Here is a 16,305-nt window from a genome sequence, read left to right as displayed (position 1 = left end):
GGTGGCGGGGCGATCAGGGTTGGTAGCTACCGACGCCCAGCTCATCTTCCTTACGGGTACGTGCAATCACCGCTTGAGGGGATTGGTGCACGCGCAGTTCCATCTGCTGTTCGGTGCGGATCAGGGTACCGCGCAGAGAATTGGTTAACACTTCAGTAATTTCGACGTCGACGAACTGGCCGATCAAATCCGGGGTGCCCTCAAAGTTGACCGTCCGGTTGCATTCGGTACGGCCAGAGAGTTCCATCAAGCTCTTGCGTGAGGTGCCCTCGACCAGAATACGCTGTACGGTGCCCAGCATACGGCGGCTGAACTGCATGACCTGCTGGTTGATCCGTTCTTGCAGCAGATACAGACGCTGTTTTTTCTCTTCTTCGCTGACGTCGTCAACCATGTCTGCCGCAGGCGTACCGGGGCGAGAAGAGTAGATAAAGCTGAAGCTGGTGTCGAAATTTACCTGGGCAATCAGGTTCATGGTCTGTTCAAAATCGGCCTGGGTTTCCCCTGGGAAACCGATAATGAAATCAGAGCTGAACTGGATATTGGGCCGTGCCTGACGCAGCTTACGGATAATCGCTTTGTATTCCAGCGCCGTGTGGGCGCGTTTCATCATGGTCAGAATGCGGTCTGAACCGCTTTGTACCGGCAGATGCAGGAAGCTGACCAGCTCGGGCGTATCTTCATACACCGCGATAATGTCATCGCTGAACTCAATCGGGTGGCTGGTGGTGAAGCGGATGCGATCGATTCCGTCAATGGAGGCCACCAGACGCAGCAGTTCGGCAAATGAACAGATGCCGCCATCAAAGGTTGCGCCACGATAAGCGTTGACGTTCTGGCCCAGCAGGTTCACTTCACGTACGCCTTGGGCGGCCAACTGGGCAACTTCGAACAGCACATCGTCGCTTGGGCGGCTGACTTCTTCACCACGGGTGTAAGGCACCACGCAGAAAGTGCAGTATTTGTTGCAGCCTTCCATGATCGAGACGAAGGCGGTTGGCCCATCGGCACGGGGTTCCGGCAGGCGGTCGAACTTTTCGATTTCCGGGAAGCTGATGTCCACGATCGGGCTATGCGAACCGCGCACGTGGTTGATCATCTCCGGCAGGCGGTGCAATGTCTGTGGGCCAAAAACGATGTCAACGCAGGGCGCACGCTGGCGCAGATGTTCCCCTTCCTGTGAAGCAACACAGCCGCCGACGCCAATAATCAGATCGGGATTGTTTTTTTTCAGTTGCTTCCAACGGCCCAACAACGCGAAAACCTTTTCCTGCGCCTTCTCGCGGATCGAGCAGGTATTGAGCAGCAACACATCTGCTTCTTCAGCGTTTTCAGTCCACTCGAAGCCGTGTGTGCTCCCCAGTAAATCTGCCATCTTCGATGAGTCGTACTCATTCATCTGGCAGCCCCAGGTTTTGATATGTAGTTTTTTCGTCATTGACTTGCCATTACTCAGTGCGGAGAGAAAATTGCGTTACGCGCCATGCAGGAAGGCCATTGTAATCATTTGGCACGCTGGTGACCAGCGAAGTGGCAGTAGCATGCGACCTGAAGCCGGATTAAAAATCCGGTACACTGAGCCAAGATGCCCAATTAACCAAAAGTATAGCCAAAATGAACACTTCTCAAAAACGCTTTGATGCCGTGGTGGTTGGCGGTGGGATGGTAGGGGCCGCCGCCGCGCTGGGGCTGGCTCGCGCCGGGTTGTCGGTCGCTTTGTTAGAGCACGAGGCTCCAGATGCGTTCGATCCCCAAAGCCCGCCGGACCTGCGGATCTCCGCTATTGGCTGCACCTCCGTTGGTTTGTTGAAGCAGCTTGATGCCTGGCCTGCGGTGTTGCAGATGAGATCGGCACCGTACCGCAGGCTGGAAACCTGGGAATGGGAGTCCTCGCGGGTGGCGTTTGATGCGGCAACGCTGGGGCTGCCAGAGCTGGGTTTTATGGTCGAGAACCGTATTTTGCAGCTCGCCCTATGGCGGCAGTTGGCACAATGCGAGAATTTAACGCTGTACTGCCCCGCCAGGCTGTTGGCGATGCATCGAGCCGATGATCAATGGCAGGTGACGTTAAGCTCGTCAGAGACCCTACAGGCGCGTTTGGTGGTGGGTGCCGACGGTGCGCACTCACAGGTGCGCAAGCTGGCGGCGATTGGTACCAGCGGTTGGCAATACCGCCAGGCGTGCATGTTGATCACCGTGGAAACCAGTCAGCCGCAGCAGGATGTAACCTGGCAGCAATTCCTCCCCTCTGGTCCACGCGCGTTCCTGCCGCTGTACGACCAGTGGGCAACGCTGGTGTGGTATGACAGCCCGCAGCGTATTCGCCAGTTGCAGGCGTTACCTATGGCACAGCTCGAACAAGAGATAGCGGTGGCTTTCCCATCCCGCTTGGGCACGGTGAAGGCTCATGCCGCCGGATCTTTCCCACTGGTGCGCCGTCACGCGCAACGCTATGTGCAATCAGGGCTGGTGTTGCTCGGCGATGCTGCACATACCATCAATCCGCTGGCCGGGCAGGGGGTGAACCTTGGCTATCGTGATGTGGATGCATTACTGGAGATCGTGAGCGACGCCCGGGAGCAGGGAGAGGATTGGGCGAGTGAAGCGGTGCTGATGCGCTATCAGCGCCGTCGTCGCACCGATAACCTGCTGATGCAAAGCGGCATGGATCTGTTCTATACCGCTTTCAGCAATAATCTGGCCCCGCTGGGTGTGGCACGCAATCTGGCACTGATGGTAGCGGAAAGGGCGGGCAAGCTGAAAAAGCGGGCGCTGAAGTATGCATTAGGTCTGTGATGACATAGGGCGCCGCATGCAGCGCCCTATTTATCCAAACGCAGAACCCCAGAAAAGCAAAAAGCCCGCCGAAGCGAGCTTTTCTAAATTTGGCTGGGGTGCCAGGATTCGAACCTGGGTATGCTGGTATCAGAAACCAGAGCCTTACCGCTTGGCGACACCCCAATTTTGAAGCAGATAGTATGGTGGCTACGACGGGATTTGAACCTGTGACCCCATCATTATGAGTGATGTGCTCTAACCAGCTGAGCTACGTAGCCATATTTGCTACTTTTTGATGCTTGTCAATGGTGTTGTATGGCTGGGGTACCTGGATTCGAACCAGGGAATGCTGGTATCAAAAACCAGTGCCTTACCGCTTGGCGATACCCCAATAACACAATCAACTTTTTACCGCGCTCCATCCTGAGAAAGATGGCTGGGGTACCTGGATTCGAACCAGGGAATGCTGGTATCAAAAACCAGTGCCTTACCGCTTGGCGATACCCCAATAGCACAACTGACTTTTTTACAGCGCTCCATCCGGAAAGATGGCTGGGGTACCTGGATTCGAACCAGGGAATGCTGGTATCAAAAACCAGTGCCTTACCGCTTGGCGATACCCCACCTGCTGTACGCGCGACGATGAAAGAAAATGGTGCGGGAGGCGAGACTTGAACTCGCACACCTTGCGGCGCTAGAACCTAAATCTAGTGCGTCTACCAATTTCGCCACTCCCGCAAAAAAGATTGGTGGCTACGACGGGATTCGAACCTGTGACCCCATCATTATGAGTGATGTGCTCTAACCAACTGAGCTACGTAGCCATCTTTTTCGCTCAACCTTCATCGGCGTTGCGGGGCGCATTATGCGTATATGGCCGATTTGCGTCAACTAGTTTTTTCCCGAAAAAGCGACTGGGCGGGTTGTTTGTCTGGGTTGTGAACAGTATGGTGATAAAATCGGCAGTTCGGAGGGTTAACGGTTGAAAACATCCACAAAAAAGCGGGCCATCAGGCCCGCCGAAGGTAAAACGGTGGTGGCTTACTTATAGGCTGACTGGTGTACGCCTACGGCGCGGCCTGATGGGTCGTCCATCTTTTTGAAGGATTCGTCCCATTCGATGGCTTTTGCTGACGAGCAGGCTACGGAAGGGCCACCAGGGACACATTCCGCCGCGCTCGGCAGTGGGAACAGCTCTTCGAAAATCTCGCGGTACAGGTAGCCTTCTTTGCTGTTTGGCGTGTTGTACGGGAAGCGGAAACGTGCTGTTTCAAGCTGTTGATCGCTAATCTGCTTGGCGGCCACTTCTTTTAGCGTATCGATCCAGCTGTAACCCACACCGTCGGAGAATTGCTCTTTCTGACGCCACGCCACGCTGGCTGGCAGATAAGACTCGAAACATTGGCGAATAATGTGCTTTTCCATCTTGCCGTTGCCGCACATTTTATCCTGCGGGTTGATGCGCATCGCCACGTCCAGGAAGTTTTTATCCAGGAACGGCACACGGGCCTCTACCCCCCAGGCAGACATCGCTTTGTTGGCTCGAGCGCAGTCGTACATATGCAGCGCCAGCAGTTTACGCACGGTTTCCTCGTGGAACTCTTTGGCATTTGGCGCTTTATGGAAGTACAGATAGCCGCCGAACACCTCATCCGCCCCTTCGCCAGATAGCACCATCTTGATGCCCATCGCTTTAATTTTGCGTGACATCAGATACATCGGCGTGGAGGCGCGGATGGTGGTGACGTCGTAAGTTTCGATGTGGTAGATCACATCGCGGATAGCATCCAGGCCTTCCTGTACCGTGAAGTGGATTTCATGGTGGACGGTGCCAAGGTGGTTAGCGACCTCTTGAGCCGCACGCAGATCCGGGGAACCTTCCAGCCCGACGGCGAAGGAGTGCAACTGCGGCCACCAGGCTTCACTGCGCTCATCATCTTCTACCCGGCGTGCGGCATATTTTTTGGTGATGGCAGAGATCACCGAGGAATCCAGCCCGCCGGAGAGCAGCACGCCGTAAGGCACGTCGGACATCAGGTGGCTTTTGACCGACTCTTCCAGCGCGTTGCGCAGGGCGTTGGCATCGGTGACATTGTCTTTGACGTTGTCATAGTCGAACCAGTCACGCTGGTAGTATTCACGGATTTCACCGTCCTGGCTCCACAGGTAGCTGCCCGCCGGGAACTCTTTAATGCTGCGGCAGACTGGCACCAGCGCCTTCATCTCAGAAGCGACATACAGGTTGCCGTGCTCATCGTGGCCCATATACAGCGGGATGATGCCGAGGTGGTCGCGGCCAATCAGGTAAGCGTCTTTTTCAGTATCGTATAGGGCAAAGGCGAACATACCTTGCAGATCGTCCAGGAAGTTCGGGCCTTTTTCCTGATACAGCGCCAGGATCACTTCGCAGTCAGAGCCGGTCTGGAATTGATAATGCTCACCCAACTGCTGACGCAGGGCCTGATGGTTATAAATTTCACCGTTAACCGCCAATACGTGGGTGTGCGCAGCGTTGTACAGCGGTTGGGCACCGTTATTCACGTCAACAATCGACAGGCGCTCGTGAACCAGAATGGCTTTATCGCTGGCGTAAACGCCGGACCAGTCTGGGCCGCGATGGCGCATCAGGCGCGACAGTTCCAACGCTCTTTTACGCAATTCAACCGGATCGGACTTCAGATCGAGCACACCGAAAATAGAACACATACAAACTCTCCTAACGACATTTTATGGCGGTAATGTGATGTACAGCGCGCCTGCATAATCAGTAACGGTGCGGCTTTGCTGCCTTCTGATAATGAAAATGCGTCAAAAGCTGAGGTAGATGCAAGCGATTTAACGTTACGCTGAAAAATAGTCTTGGGGTGGGGGGTTAAAATTAGTGAATATTCATTTTTTAGCGTTAAAAATTGTTGAATATCTAATTTATTGCCGAATGAGGTGAGGGCGGGGTAAATTTTCTGGTGTTTCGATGATCGATGTTTCCCCTCACCCCAACCCTCTCCCACAGGGAGAGGGAGCTGTCCGGAGATCTTGATTAGTTTGTGCGACTTCGGAAAGTAGGGTGTAAGAACAAGAAAGGTAAGGTATTAGGTCAAGCGATCAACGAGCTCGATCGGACCCCACTGGGAGAGGGAGCTGTCCGGAGATCTTGATTAGTTTGTGCGACTTCGGAAAGTAGGGTGTAAGAACAAGAAAGGTAAGGTATTACGTCAAGCGATCAACGAGCTCGATCGGTTCCCTCTCCCTGTGGGAGAGGGTTAGGGTGAGGGGCCATTGCTTGCGGCTTAAAAAATAGTGATATCCGCCACTGAAGGGAAGATATGGCTCGGGCGGAACGGCATGGATTCAACATCGTTCAGCGTTGAGACGCCAGAGAGCACCAGCACGGTTTCCAACCCGGCCTGGAAGCCAGCCAGGATATCGGTGCGCAGGTTGTCCCCGACAATCACCGTTTCTTCCGAGTGTCCCTGCATCTTGTTCAGCGCCGCGCGGATAATCCATGGGCTAGGCTTGCCGACATAAAACGGTTTGCGGCCGGTGATCTTCTCGATCGGCGCACACAGAGCCCCACAGGCCGGTGTGAAACCGTGGCCGTGGGTATCCGGGTTGGTGGCAATAAACCGCGCCCCATTGTTCACGAAGAAGGCCGCTTTATGCATCATGTCCCAGTTGTAGGAACGAGTTTCACCCACGATCACAAAATCCGGATTGATGTCGGTGATGGTAAAGCCGGCTTTGTAGAGTTCGTGGATCAGTGCACCTTCGCCCACCACATAGGCTTTTTTACCTTCCTGACGGCGCAGGAAATCGGCCGTCGCCATGGCTGAGGTATAAAACGCGCTTTCTGGCACGTCGAGGCCAGCGGCGGCAAAGCGGTTGGCCAGATCCTGGGCGGTTTGCGAAGGGTAGTTGGTGAGTACCACCAGCGGCATCCCCTGCTCCTGAATACGAGCCAGGAACAGATCGGCTCCCGGGATCGGGGTATTGTCATGCAGCAGCACGCCGTCGATGTCACATATCACGTTTTTGATAGTCATTGTTGCTGGTCTCATGATGAACGGCAGGGCAAAAAAGCCAGAAGTGCATCCCTGCCAAACAGGCAGTTTAACTTTCTAGCAGCCGTTGGAGAAGTACACCGTTGAGCATTGCCCGTTTAGCCAGGGCAAAAGCACCGATCGCTGAACGATGATTGAGTTCGGAAGTAACCACCGGCAGGTTTCTGCGGAAATCCTTCAGTACCTGGGTGTTGATGCAGCTTTGGATGGCGGGTAACAGCACTTTGTCCGCTTCGGTGATTTCACCGGCGATCACCACTTTCTGCGGGTTGAACAGGTTGATGGCGATGGCTACCGCTTTGCCCAGATAGCGGCCAACGTGTTCGATCACTTCGCTGGCCAGCAAATCTCCGCGATTGGCGGCTTTGCAGATGGCGGCAATGCTACAGTCGTCCAGCGTCATTTTGCTTGGATAGCCCTGAGTCAGCAGGTGACGTACGCGCTGTTCGATAGCGGCGTTGGCTGCCACGGTTTCCAGACAGCCGAAGTTACCGCAGTGGCAGCGCTCGCCGAGGGGATCGATTTGAATATGACCAATCTCCCCCACGTTGCCGTTATTGCCAAGGAAGATTTGGCCGTTGACGATGATCCCGGCCCCGGTGCCCCGGTGCAGGCGCACCAGAATGGAGTCTTCGCAATCCCGGGTAGCCCCGAAGTAGTGCTCCGCCAAGGCCAGGCTGCGGATATCGTGGCCGACAAAACTGGTGACGTTGAAGCGTTGCTGAAGATGAGCGACCAACGCCCAGTTATCGACGCTGATGTGCGGCATATAGCGCACCACGCCTAAAGCCGGATCGACCAGGCCAGGCAGGATCACGGCAATGGCGATCAGTTCGCGCAGTTTGCGCTGGTAACTTTCGATAAACTGCGCAATGGCGTTGAACAGTGCGTTTTCCAGTGTCTCCTGGGTGCGTTCCGGCAGAGGATAGTGTTCCTCGCCGAGCGACTTACCGCCCATATCGTACAGCGTGATGGTGGCATCGTGACGGCCCAGGCGGACGGCAACGGTGTGGAAATTGCGGGTTTCACTGACAATGGAAATGGCACGGCGGCCACCGGTGGAGGCTTGCTGATCGACCTCTTTGATCAGCCCGCGCTCCAACAGTTGGCGAGTAATTTTAGTGACGCTGGCGGGGGCAAGCTGACTGAGTTCGGCAATCTGAATGCGCGAGATCGGGCCTTGCTGGTCGATCAGGCGGTACACTGCTGCGCCGTTAAGTTGCTTAACTAAATCAACATTCCCTATTTGTGCTTGTCCGCCAGTGCTCATCAATCATTCTACTCGCTGTTCATGGATTAAACCTCGTTGCCGTTAACGAGGGTCTTGGTGATTTGGAAATCACGGGTAAAGGCGGTCAGGTTGGCGACCTTGCCGGCTTCGATGGTGCCTAAACGCTGTTCGACACCGATAGCGCGAGCCGGATAGAGCGTCGCCATACGCAGCGCTTCGTCCAGTGCGATACCGACATGCTCTACGCTGTTTTGTACCGCTTCGATCATGGTCAGTGCGGAGCCGCTCAACGTGCCGTTTTCGTCAACGCACAGGCCGTCACGATAATAAATGGTTTTACCCGCGAAGATAAACTGATCGATATCCGCGCCCGCAGGTGCGGTAGCATCGGTAACCAGCACCAACTTATCACCTTTTGCCCGCTTGGCGTTACGGATACTCGCCCAGGCCACGTGGTGTCCGTCGGCAATGATGCCGGTATACACTTCTGGCGTGTCGAAGATCGCGCCCATCAGGCCCGGTTCGCGGCCACTGATGTACGGCATGGCATTGTACAGATGGGTGGCGAAGGTAATGCCTGCGGCGAAACCCACGCGTGCCTGATCGTAAGTGGCGTTGGAGTGGCCTGCGGATACCACGATACCGGCGTCGCTCAGCTGTTTGATAAAGTGTGGTTCCACCATTTCTGGCGCCAGGGTCACTTTGCTGATCACGTCGGCATTGGCACACAGGTAGTCGATCATCTCGCTGGTAGGCTTGCGGATAAACGCCGGGTTGTGGGTACCTTTCTTCTCGAGGCTCAGGTACGGCCCTTCCAGATGCAGGCCAAGGGCCTGATTGGGATGGTTCTTCAGATAAGCGCGCATCACGTTGATGCCGTGCTTCATATAATCGTCGCTGCAGGTGATCAGCGTTGGCAGATAGCTGGTACAGCCGGATTTCTCGTTGGCGTGCTGCATGATTTCCAGCGTGGTTTCCGAGATGGCTTCCAGTGAGTCGTTAAATTGCACGCCGCCGCAGCCGTTAAGCTGCACGTCGATAAAACCGGGGGCTAGGATGGCGCCACCCAGATCGCGCGTTTCGATGCCTGCTGGCAGCTCGGCCAGTGGGCAGACTCGTTCAATCAGGCCATCAGCAATCACTACCGCATGGTCATCAAGCACGTCATGGCCGGTAAAAATCCGGCATTGGGTTAAAGCGAACATGTAGCCCCCTGCAAAAAATTAAAGACTATTAACGCTTTCCGCTTCCAACTCGCGGAAATACTTAACGGTTTTTACCTTCAGTTCCATGGTGGACGGCTCGTCACAAACCACCACGGCTTTGGCATGCAGCTGCAGGCAGCTAATGGTCCACAGGTGGTTGATGCTGCCTTCCACTGCGGCTTCCAGCGCCTGTGCCTTGCCACGGCCAGTGACCAGGATCATCACTTCTTCCGCATCCAGCAGGGTACCTACGCCAACGGTCAGGGCATATTTTGGCACCTGGCTTACGTCACCGTCGAAGAAGCGGGAGTTGGCGATGCGGGTTTCTTCGGTCAGCGTTTTGATACGGGTGCGTGAAGCCAGGGAAGACGCAGGTTCGTTGAACGCAATGTGGCCATCGAAGCCCACGCCGCCCATGAACAGGTTAACTTTGCCGTAGGATTTCATCTTGGCTTCGTACTGACGGCACTCTTCGTCAACGTCTGGTGCGTTGCCGTTCAGCAGGTTGATATTTTCACGTGGGATATCAACGTGGTCGAAGAAGTTACGGTACATGAAGGTGTGGTAGCTTTCCGGGTGTTCCTGCGGCAGGCCAACATATTCATCCATGTTGAAGGTCACGACGTGCTTGAAGCTGACTTCACCGGCTTTGTGCATCGCGATCAGGTGTTTGTAAGCTTCCAGCGGGGTGCCACCGGTTGGCAGGCCAAGGACGAATGGGCGATCTGCGGTCGGTTTGAAGGCGTTGATACGCTGAACGATATGGCGTGCGGCCCATTTGCCGACTTGAGTAGTGTCTTGTAGTGGGATAAGTCTCATCGTACACCTCTAGGTAGAATAAACTGTGTCTATACTGGTACGGGCAACAACCGTAGCTTAAAGCGTAACTCAGCTTTGTGAAGCAGGTGTTAGGGATGACTGCCCGTTGATTTTTTGAATGATAAAATAAGTTTTGTGCGATGGCTAGCAATGTGGCAGTTTAACACTGCTTTTTGGTGATATTTGTCACAAAAAAGGAGGTTTTAATTTGCGATACGAAATAATTTTTTTACACTCCGCATGAGTGATACGTACCAAGCGTTATTTCTAAAAAGGTAGTGAGTTATCTCAATAAACTGCCAATAGGGTCCGGCATCGGACGAATAGGGGGAAAAGGTGAACATTCTTAGTTATTTACAAAAGGTGGGTCGGGCCTTGATGGTTCCGGTAGCCACACTGCCTGCCGCGGCCATCCTGATGGGCGTCGGCTACTGGATTGACCCGGTTAGCTGGGGTGGGGACAACGCTCTGGCAGCTTTGTTCATCAAATCCGGTTCGGCCATTATCGATCATATGTCTGTCCTGTTCGCCATCGGTGTGGCTTATGGTATGTCTAAAGACAAAGACGGTGCTGCTGCACTGACCGGTTTTGTCGGCTTCCTGGTAGTGACCACGCTGTGTTCACCTGCCGCCGTGTCAATGATTCAGAAGATCCCTCTCGATCAGGTTCCAGCCGCCTTTGGCAAAATTGAGAACCAGTTCGTGGGTATCCTGGTGGGTATCATTTCTGCTGAAGTCTACAATCGTTTCAGCGGTGTTGAACTGCCGAAAGCGCTGTCATTCTTCAGCGGCCGCCGTCTGGTGCCAATCCTGATCTCCTTCCTGATGATCCTGGTTGCCTTCATCCTGATGTATATCTGGCCGGTGGTGTTCAACGGTCTGGTCAGCTTCGGTGAGCAGATCCAAAAACTCGGTTCTGCCGGTGCCGGTATCTACGCCTTCTTCAACCGTCTGTTAATTCCAGTCGGTCTGCACCATGCGCTGAACTCGGTATTCTGGTTTGACGTTGCCGGTATTAACGATATTCCTAACTTCCTGGGTGGCTCGCAGTCTATCGAAGCGGGTAAAGCCACTGTTGGTATCACCGGTCGTTACCAGGCAGGCTTCTTCCCAATCATGATGTTCGGTCTGCCAGGTGCAGCACTGGCCATCTACCACTGCGCGCGTCCTGAGAACAAAGCGAAAGTGCTGGGTATCATGATGGCGGGGGCGTTCGCTGCCTTCTTCACCGGGATCACCGAGCCGCTGGAATTCTCCTTCATGTTCGTTGCTCCTGTGCTGTATGTGATCCACGCCATTCTGACTGGTATCTCCGTGTACATCGCAGCCAGCATGCAGTGGATTGCCGGTTTTGGCTTCAGTGCCGGTCTGGTGGATATGGCGTTGTCAACGCGTAACCCACTGGCCACTCACTGGTTCATGCTGATCCCGCAAGGTCTGGTGTTCTTCGCTATCTACTACGTGGTGTTCCGCTTCACCATCAAAAAATTCAACCTGATGACCCCAGGCCGTGAACTGGCGGTTGCCGGTGACGAAACCGACGGTTATGACGTGGATACCACTGCAGGTAAAAACGAAGATGAAACCACGACCCTGGCTCGCCGCTATGTGAGCGCCATCGGGGGTTCTGACAACCTGACCGGGATCGATGCCTGTATCACCCGTCTGCGTCTGAACGTCAAAGATTCTGCGTTGGTGAACGATGCTCTGGCTAAACGCCTGGGTGCTTCTGGCGTGATCCGTCTGAACAAGCAAAGCGTGCAGGTGATTGTCGGTACTCGTGCCGAGCTGATTGCCAGTGCGATGACCAAAGTGATTGCAGCAGGCCCGGTAGCGGCAGCCTCTGCTCCAGCCGCCGCAGCCGCAGCGGCAGAAGTTAAACCGCAGGCCGTACCTAACGCCGCTAAAACCGTGTTGGAAGCGCTGGTGGCGCCGGTAACCGGTGAAGTGGTTGCTCTGGATCAGGTGCCGGACGAAGCCTTCGCCAGCAAAGCGGTCGGTGACGGTGTGGCTATTCGCCCAACCGATAAAACCGTTGTGGCGCCGGCTGATGGCACCGTGGTGAAAATCTTCAACACCAACCACGCTTTCTGCCTGGAAACAGACAAGGGTGCGGAGATCGTCGTGCATATGGGTATCGACACCGTGGCGCTGAACGGTCAGGGCTTCAAACGCCTGGTGGAAGAGGGTGCTGAGGTGAAAGCAGGCCAACCAATCCTGGAAATGGATCTGGAATACCTGAACGCCAATGCGCGCTCGATGATCAGCCCGGTCGTGGTCAGTAATGCTGATGACTATGCTGGCCTGACGGCGCTGGCTACCGGCAATGTGATTGCTGGCCAGACCAAACTGTTCGAGATCCAGAAATAAGTCGGGTTTAACCCTGGCTCCGCTCGGGTGTTAAACGGGCGGTGAGCAGTATCAGCGGGAAAAGAGCGATCTTTTCCCGCTTTTTTTGTTTTTGCACCACGGGAACTCGACGAATAACGGTTGTTTCTGGACGTGGCTTGTTGGAACATAGGTGGTTATGTGTAGCGCTTTGCATTTGAGGAATAGTGACATGAGTGAGGCAGAAGCCCGCCCAACCAATTTTATCCGTCAGATCATTGATGAAGATCTGGCATCAGGGAAGCATACGTCGGTTCATACGCGTTTCCCACCGGAGCCCAATGGCTATCTGCATATCGGCCATGCCAAGTCCATTTGCCTGAACTTTGGCATCGCCAAGGATTATCAGGGCCAATGTAACCTGCGCTTCGATGACACCAACCCGGTAAAAGAAGACATCGAATTTGTCGACTCCATCAAGCACGATGTGGAGTGGTTAGGCTTTACCTGGAGCGGCGACGTTCGTTATTCCTCGGACTATTTCGATCAACTGCACCAGTATGCGGTCGAGCTGATCAACAAGGGCCTGGCCTATGTTGATGAACTTTCTCCCGAGCAGATCCGTGAATATCGTGGCTCGCTGACGGCCCCGGGCAAAGACAGCCCGTACCGTACCCGCACGGTTGAAGAGAACCTGGCGCTGTTCGAAAAGATGCGTAACGGCGAGTTTGCCGAAGGCACCGCTTGCCTGCGCGCCAAGATCGATATGGCCTCGCCGTTTATCGTGATGCGCGATCCGGTGATCTACCGCATCAAGTTTGCGGAACATCATCAGACCGGCAACAAATGGTGCATCTACCCGATGTACGATTTCACCCACTGCATTTCCGATGCGCTGGAAGGGATCACCCATTCGCTGTGTACCCTGGAGTTCCAGGATAACCGCCGTTTGTACGACTGGGTGCTGGATAACATCACTATCCCTTGCCATCCGCGTCAGTACGAGTTCTCGCGCCTGAATCTCGAATACGCCATCATGTCCAAGCGCAAGCTGAGCCAGCTGGTGACCGAGAAGATTGTTGAAGGTTGGGATGACCCACGTATGCCGACCGTGTCCGGCCTGCGTCGTCGTGGCTATACGGCCGCCTCCATTCGCGAGTTCTGCCTGCGTATCGGCGTTACCAAACAGGACAATAACGTCGAGATGATGGCGCTGGAGTCCTGTATTCGTGACGATCTGAATGAGCACGCACCGCGCGCCATGGCCGTGCTGGATCCGGTGAAGGTGATCATCGAGAACATGTCGCAAGACGTGGAAATGGTGACCATGCCTAACCACCCGAACCAGCCGGAAATGGGCAGCCGTGAAGTACCGTTCAGCCGCGAAGTGTATATCGATCGTGCAGACTTCCGTGAAGAAGCCAACAAGCAGTACAAACGCCTGGTGTTGGGCAAAGAAGTGCGCTTGCGTAATGCGTATGTGATCAAGGCCGAACGCGTAGAGAAGGATGCGGAGGGGGAAATCACCACCATTTTCTGTACCTACGACCCTGATACGCTGAGTAAAGATCCTGCCGATGGCCGCAAGGTGAAAGGCGTGATCCACTGGGTGTCTGCGGCACACGCCTTACCGGCAGAAATTCGCCTGTACGATCGTCTGTTCAGCGTGGCTAACCCGGCGGCGGCAGAGGACTTCCTCGCCACCATCAACCCGGAATCGCTGATTATCAAGCAAGGCTTTGTTGAGCCAAGCCTGGCGGGTGCCCAACCGGAAAAAGCCTATCAGTTTGAGCGTGAAGGCTATTTCTGCGCCGACAGCCGCTATTCTACGGCTGAGCGCTTGGTGTTTAACCGCACCGTAGGTCTGCGTGATACCTGGGCCAAGATTGGCGCTTAAACGCTAATTCACCATCGTTTGTTAAAGCGCAGCTTCGGTTGCGCTTTTTTTGTCTTCAAAACCAACCCCCCTTTTTGCCGTTCCCATCTCAGCTATCACTTGATTATCGCCAAGAATTAACCCGTTTTTATCTGGCCTCCGCTCTTATCATTGTTGTTCGTATTTTCGTGATGCGAATTAATATCATTTGTAGAGCGCTCTCATTTTTGTTCAGAACTGTCTTTTTTGTCGTGCTGAAACCTTTCAATTAACAAGGCAATAGCCTGTTTATGTCTCTATTTGATGATTTTATTGAATTTTTTATCAAGAAAGTGACACCGATCATTATTGTAACGAAATATCATCAATGTGTGCACCTTGTCATACTTTGACAAATCTATCTCACTTTTCATTTGATAATTCGCGTCGCGAAAAATAGTCTAGCTACAGTATCAAGGCCGAGATGAATTTTCTTATCCGGCACAATTTTACCCGATTAGGGTTTTTTATTAGCGACCGTGCAGGGCAGTGGTGAACGCAGACGGGCGCACTTTAAAGTCAAAGTCAAAGAGGAATTTACTTATGGGTACGCACGGTGCTCAGCGTAAAACGCTGGCGCTCGCTGTCGCGGGTGCAATATTAGGAAGCGGATTCGTCATGGCCCCAGAAGCGCAAGCTGAAGGGTTTATCGATGACTCTACGCTGACCGGTGGGGTGTATTACTGGCAACGTCAACGCGATCGCAAAGACGTTGAAACCGGTGAGTTTAAAACCAACCTCTCTCACTCTACCTGGAACGCCAACCTGGATTTCACCTCCGGTTATGCGGCGGACATGTTCGGTATCGATGTGGCGGCGTTCACCGCCATAGAAATGGCGGAATCCAGCGAGAGTGGCCACCCAAACGAAATTGCGTTCTCCAGCCGTAACCGTACCTATGACGAAGATTACTCCGGCGATAAAAGCGGTATCAGCCTGTATAAAGCAGCCGGTAAGTTCAAGTATGGCCCGGTCTGGGCGCGTGCCGGTTATATCCAGCCAAGCGGGCAAACGTTGCTGGCCCCGCACTGGAGCCTTATGCCGGGTACCTACCAGGGTGCCGAAGCCGGTGCCAACTTTGACTATGGCGATTCAGGTGCGCTGAGTTTTTCCTACATGTGGACCAACAAGTACAAAGCGCCTTGGCACATCGAGATGGACGACTTCCGTCAGAACGATCGCAAGACCGACGTTTCCTACCTGCACTCGCTGGGTGCCAAATACGATTTCAAGAACAACCTGGTGCTGGAAGCCGCATTTGGCCAGGCGCAAGGCTACGTGAATCAGTATTTCACCAAGGCGTCTTACAAGTTTGATCTGGCCGGTAATCCGCTGACCACCAGCTACCAGTTTTACGGCGCTGAAGACCGTATCGGTGACAATAGCGATCCGAACAGCATCTATGATGGCCTGGCGTGGTTGCAGGCACTGACCTTCGGTTATACCACCGGCCAGTTCAACTGGCGTCTGGAAGGCACCATGGTCAAGGCGGAAGGTAACCAAGGCTTCTTCCTGCAGCGTATGACCCCGACCTATGCCTCCTCAAACGGCCGCCTCGATATCTGGTGGGATAACCGCTCCGACTTTAACGCCAACGGCGAAAAAGCCGTGTTCGGTGGCGTGATGTATGACCTGAGCAATTGGAACCTGCCTGGTATGGCCGTCGGCGCTTCCTACGTTTACGCCTGGGACGCCAAGCCAAGCACCAATCCGATTTACGATCAGAGCCAGCGCCTGAGAGAGAGTGCTTACAGCCTGGATGCGATGTACACCATGCAGGACGGGCGCGCCAAAGGCACCCTGTTCAAACTGCACTTCACGCAGTATGACAACCATTCCGATATCCCAAGCTGGGGCGGCGGTTACGGCAACATCTTCCAGGACGAGAAAGACGTCAAATTCATCGTTATCGCACCGTTCACCATCTTCTAATGCACTCCCCGGTGGCCAGGCTGCCGGGGAAATGTCACA

The 16,305-nt window shown here is 54.3% G+C and carries 10 protein-coding genes and 7 tRNA genes; 4 read left to right on the top strand and 13 right to left on the bottom strand.

The window, feature by feature from the left end; all coding sequences use genetic code 11:
* Positions 1–13: 13 nt before the first annotated feature.
* Entirely contained in the window at positions 14–1,438 is a 1,425-nt protein-coding gene (gene miaB, locus ABIE29_RS05260) for a tRNA (N6-isopentenyl adenosine(37)-C2)-methylthiotransferase MiaB (RefSeq protein ID WP_024483191.1), read from the bottom strand.
* A gap of 176 nt (positions 1,439–1,614) precedes the next feature.
* On the opposite strand from miaB, the gene ubiF reads away from it, so the two are divergent.
* Positions 1,615–2,796, top strand: coding sequence for a 3-demethoxyubiquinol 3-hydroxylase (gene ubiF, locus ABIE29_RS05255; RefSeq protein ID WP_429617135.1), 1,182 nt, complete (start codon positions 1,615–1,617; stop codon positions 2,794–2,796).
* A gap of 90 nt (positions 2,797–2,886) precedes the next feature.
* On the opposite strand, the gene ABIE29_RS05250 is transcribed toward ubiF, so the two are convergent.
* The 12 genes from ABIE29_RS05250 to nagB all read right to left on the bottom strand — a co-directional run bounded on the left by ABIE29_RS05250 (position 2,887) and on the right by nagB (position 10,091).
* Positions 2,887–2,961: transfer RNA gene (locus ABIE29_RS05250), tRNA-Gln, on the bottom strand.
* An 18-nt stretch (positions 2,962–2,979) separates the two neighbouring features.
* Positions 2,980–3,056: transfer RNA gene (locus ABIE29_RS05245), tRNA-Met, on the bottom strand.
* A gap of 38 nt (positions 3,057–3,094) precedes the next feature.
* Positions 3,095–3,169, bottom strand: a tRNA-Gln gene (locus ABIE29_RS05240).
* Between the two features lie 42 nt (positions 3,170–3,211).
* Positions 3,212–3,286: transfer RNA gene (locus ABIE29_RS05235), tRNA-Gln, on the bottom strand.
* Between the two features lie 41 nt (positions 3,287–3,327).
* A tRNA-Gln gene (locus tag ABIE29_RS05230) sits at positions 3,328–3,402 on the bottom strand.
* Positions 3,403–3,431: 29 nt separating this feature from the next.
* Positions 3,432–3,516: transfer RNA gene (locus tag ABIE29_RS05225), tRNA-Leu, on the bottom strand.
* 9 nt (positions 3,517–3,525) lie between these two features.
* Positions 3,526–3,602, bottom strand: a tRNA-Met gene (locus ABIE29_RS05220).
* Positions 3,603–3,819: 217 nt separating this feature from the next.
* Positions 3,820–5,484: an asparagine synthase B gene (asnB, locus tag ABIE29_RS05215; protein WP_021179986.1), complete on the bottom strand. Its 1,665-nt coding sequence runs from the start codon at positions 5,482–5,484 to the stop codon at positions 3,820–3,822.
* Positions 5,485–6,065: 581 nt separating this feature from the next.
* Positions 6,066–6,818 (bottom strand): HAD-IIA family hydrolase, encoded by a 753-nt coding sequence (locus ABIE29_RS05210; protein WP_074027926.1) that lies wholly within the window; start codon positions 6,816–6,818, stop codon positions 6,066–6,068.
* 67 nt (positions 6,819–6,885) lie between these two features.
* On the bottom strand, positions 6,886–8,106 hold the full coding sequence (gene nagC / locus ABIE29_RS05205) for a DNA-binding transcriptional regulator NagC (RefSeq protein WP_429617134.1): 1,221 nt from the start codon (positions 8,104–8,106) through the stop codon (positions 6,886–6,888).
* A gap of 26 nt (positions 8,107–8,132) precedes the next feature.
* A complete protein-coding gene (gene nagA, locus ABIE29_RS05200) occupies positions 8,133–9,272 on the bottom strand; it encodes an N-acetylglucosamine-6-phosphate deacetylase (protein WP_429617133.1) in 1,140 nt (379 codons plus the stop codon).
* An 18-nt stretch (positions 9,273–9,290) separates the two neighbouring features.
* Positions 9,291–10,091 (bottom strand): glucosamine-6-phosphate deaminase, encoded by an 801-nt coding sequence (gene nagB / locus ABIE29_RS05195; protein WP_021805317.1) that lies wholly within the window; start codon positions 10,089–10,091, stop codon positions 9,291–9,293.
* Positions 10,092–10,427: 336 nt separating this feature from the next.
* Between nagB and nagE the strand changes: the two genes are divergently transcribed.
* The 3 genes from nagE (at position 10,428) to chiP (ending at position 16,266) form a co-directional block, all read left to right on the top strand.
* Complete coding sequence (gene nagE / locus ABIE29_RS05190) at positions 10,428–12,461, top strand: N-acetylglucosamine-specific PTS transporter subunit IIBC (protein ID WP_429617132.1); 2,034 nt, start codon at positions 10,428–10,430, stop codon at positions 12,459–12,461.
* A gap of 190 nt (positions 12,462–12,651) precedes the next feature.
* Positions 12,652–14,316, top strand: coding sequence for a glutamine--tRNA ligase (gene glnS / locus ABIE29_RS05185; protein ID WP_429617131.1), 1,665 nt, complete (start codon positions 12,652–12,654; stop codon positions 14,314–14,316).
* Positions 14,317–14,877: 561 nt separating this feature from the next.
* The gene (gene chiP / locus ABIE29_RS05180) at positions 14,878–16,266 is read left to right on the top strand and encodes a chitoporin ChiP (protein WP_429617130.1); all 1,389 of its coding nucleotides are present in this window, start codon (positions 14,878–14,880) and stop codon (positions 16,264–16,266) included.
* Positions 16,267–16,305: the final 39 nt, after the last annotated feature.

It is taken from the genome of Serratia sp. 2723 (assembly GCF_050434425.1).
In the GTDB taxonomy this organism is placed as follows: Bacteria; Pseudomonadota; Gammaproteobacteria; order Enterobacterales; family Enterobacteriaceae; genus Chania.
Note: the sequence above shows the minus strand (reverse complement) of the source record. Positions and strands in the feature narration are given on the sequence as shown.

Bases quoted from the DNA above. Each gene is read 5' to 3' on its own strand.
- miaB (WP_024483191.1), bottom strand. From the start codon at position 1,438: ATGACGAAAAAACTACATATCAAAACCTGGGGCTGCCAGATGAATGAG.
- ubiF (WP_429617135.1), top strand. From the start codon at position 1,615: ATGAACACTTCTCAAAAACGCTTTGATGCCGTGGTGGTTGGCGGTGGG.
- asnB (WP_021179986.1), bottom strand. From the start codon at position 5,484: ATGTGTTCTATTTTCGGTGTGCTCGATCTGAAGTCCGATCCGGTTGAA.
- ABIE29_RS05210 (WP_074027926.1), bottom strand. From the start codon at position 6,818: ATGACTATCAAAAACGTGATATGTGACATCGACGGCGTGCTGCTGCAT.
- nagC (WP_429617134.1), bottom strand. From the start codon at position 8,106: ATGAGCACTGGCGGACAAGCACAAATAGGGAATGTTGATTTAGTTAAG.
- nagA (WP_429617133.1), bottom strand. From the start codon at position 9,272: ATGTTCGCTTTAACCCAATGCCGGATTTTTACCGGCCATGACGTGCTT.
- nagB (WP_021805317.1), bottom strand. From the start codon at position 10,091: ATGAGACTTATCCCACTACAAGACACTACTCAAGTCGGCAAATGGGCC.
- glnS (WP_429617131.1), top strand. From the start codon at position 12,652: ATGAGTGAGGCAGAAGCCCGCCCAACCAATTTTATCCGTCAGATCATT.
- chiP (WP_429617130.1), top strand. From the start codon at position 14,878: ATGGGTACGCACGGTGCTCAGCGTAAAACGCTGGCGCTCGCTGTCGCG.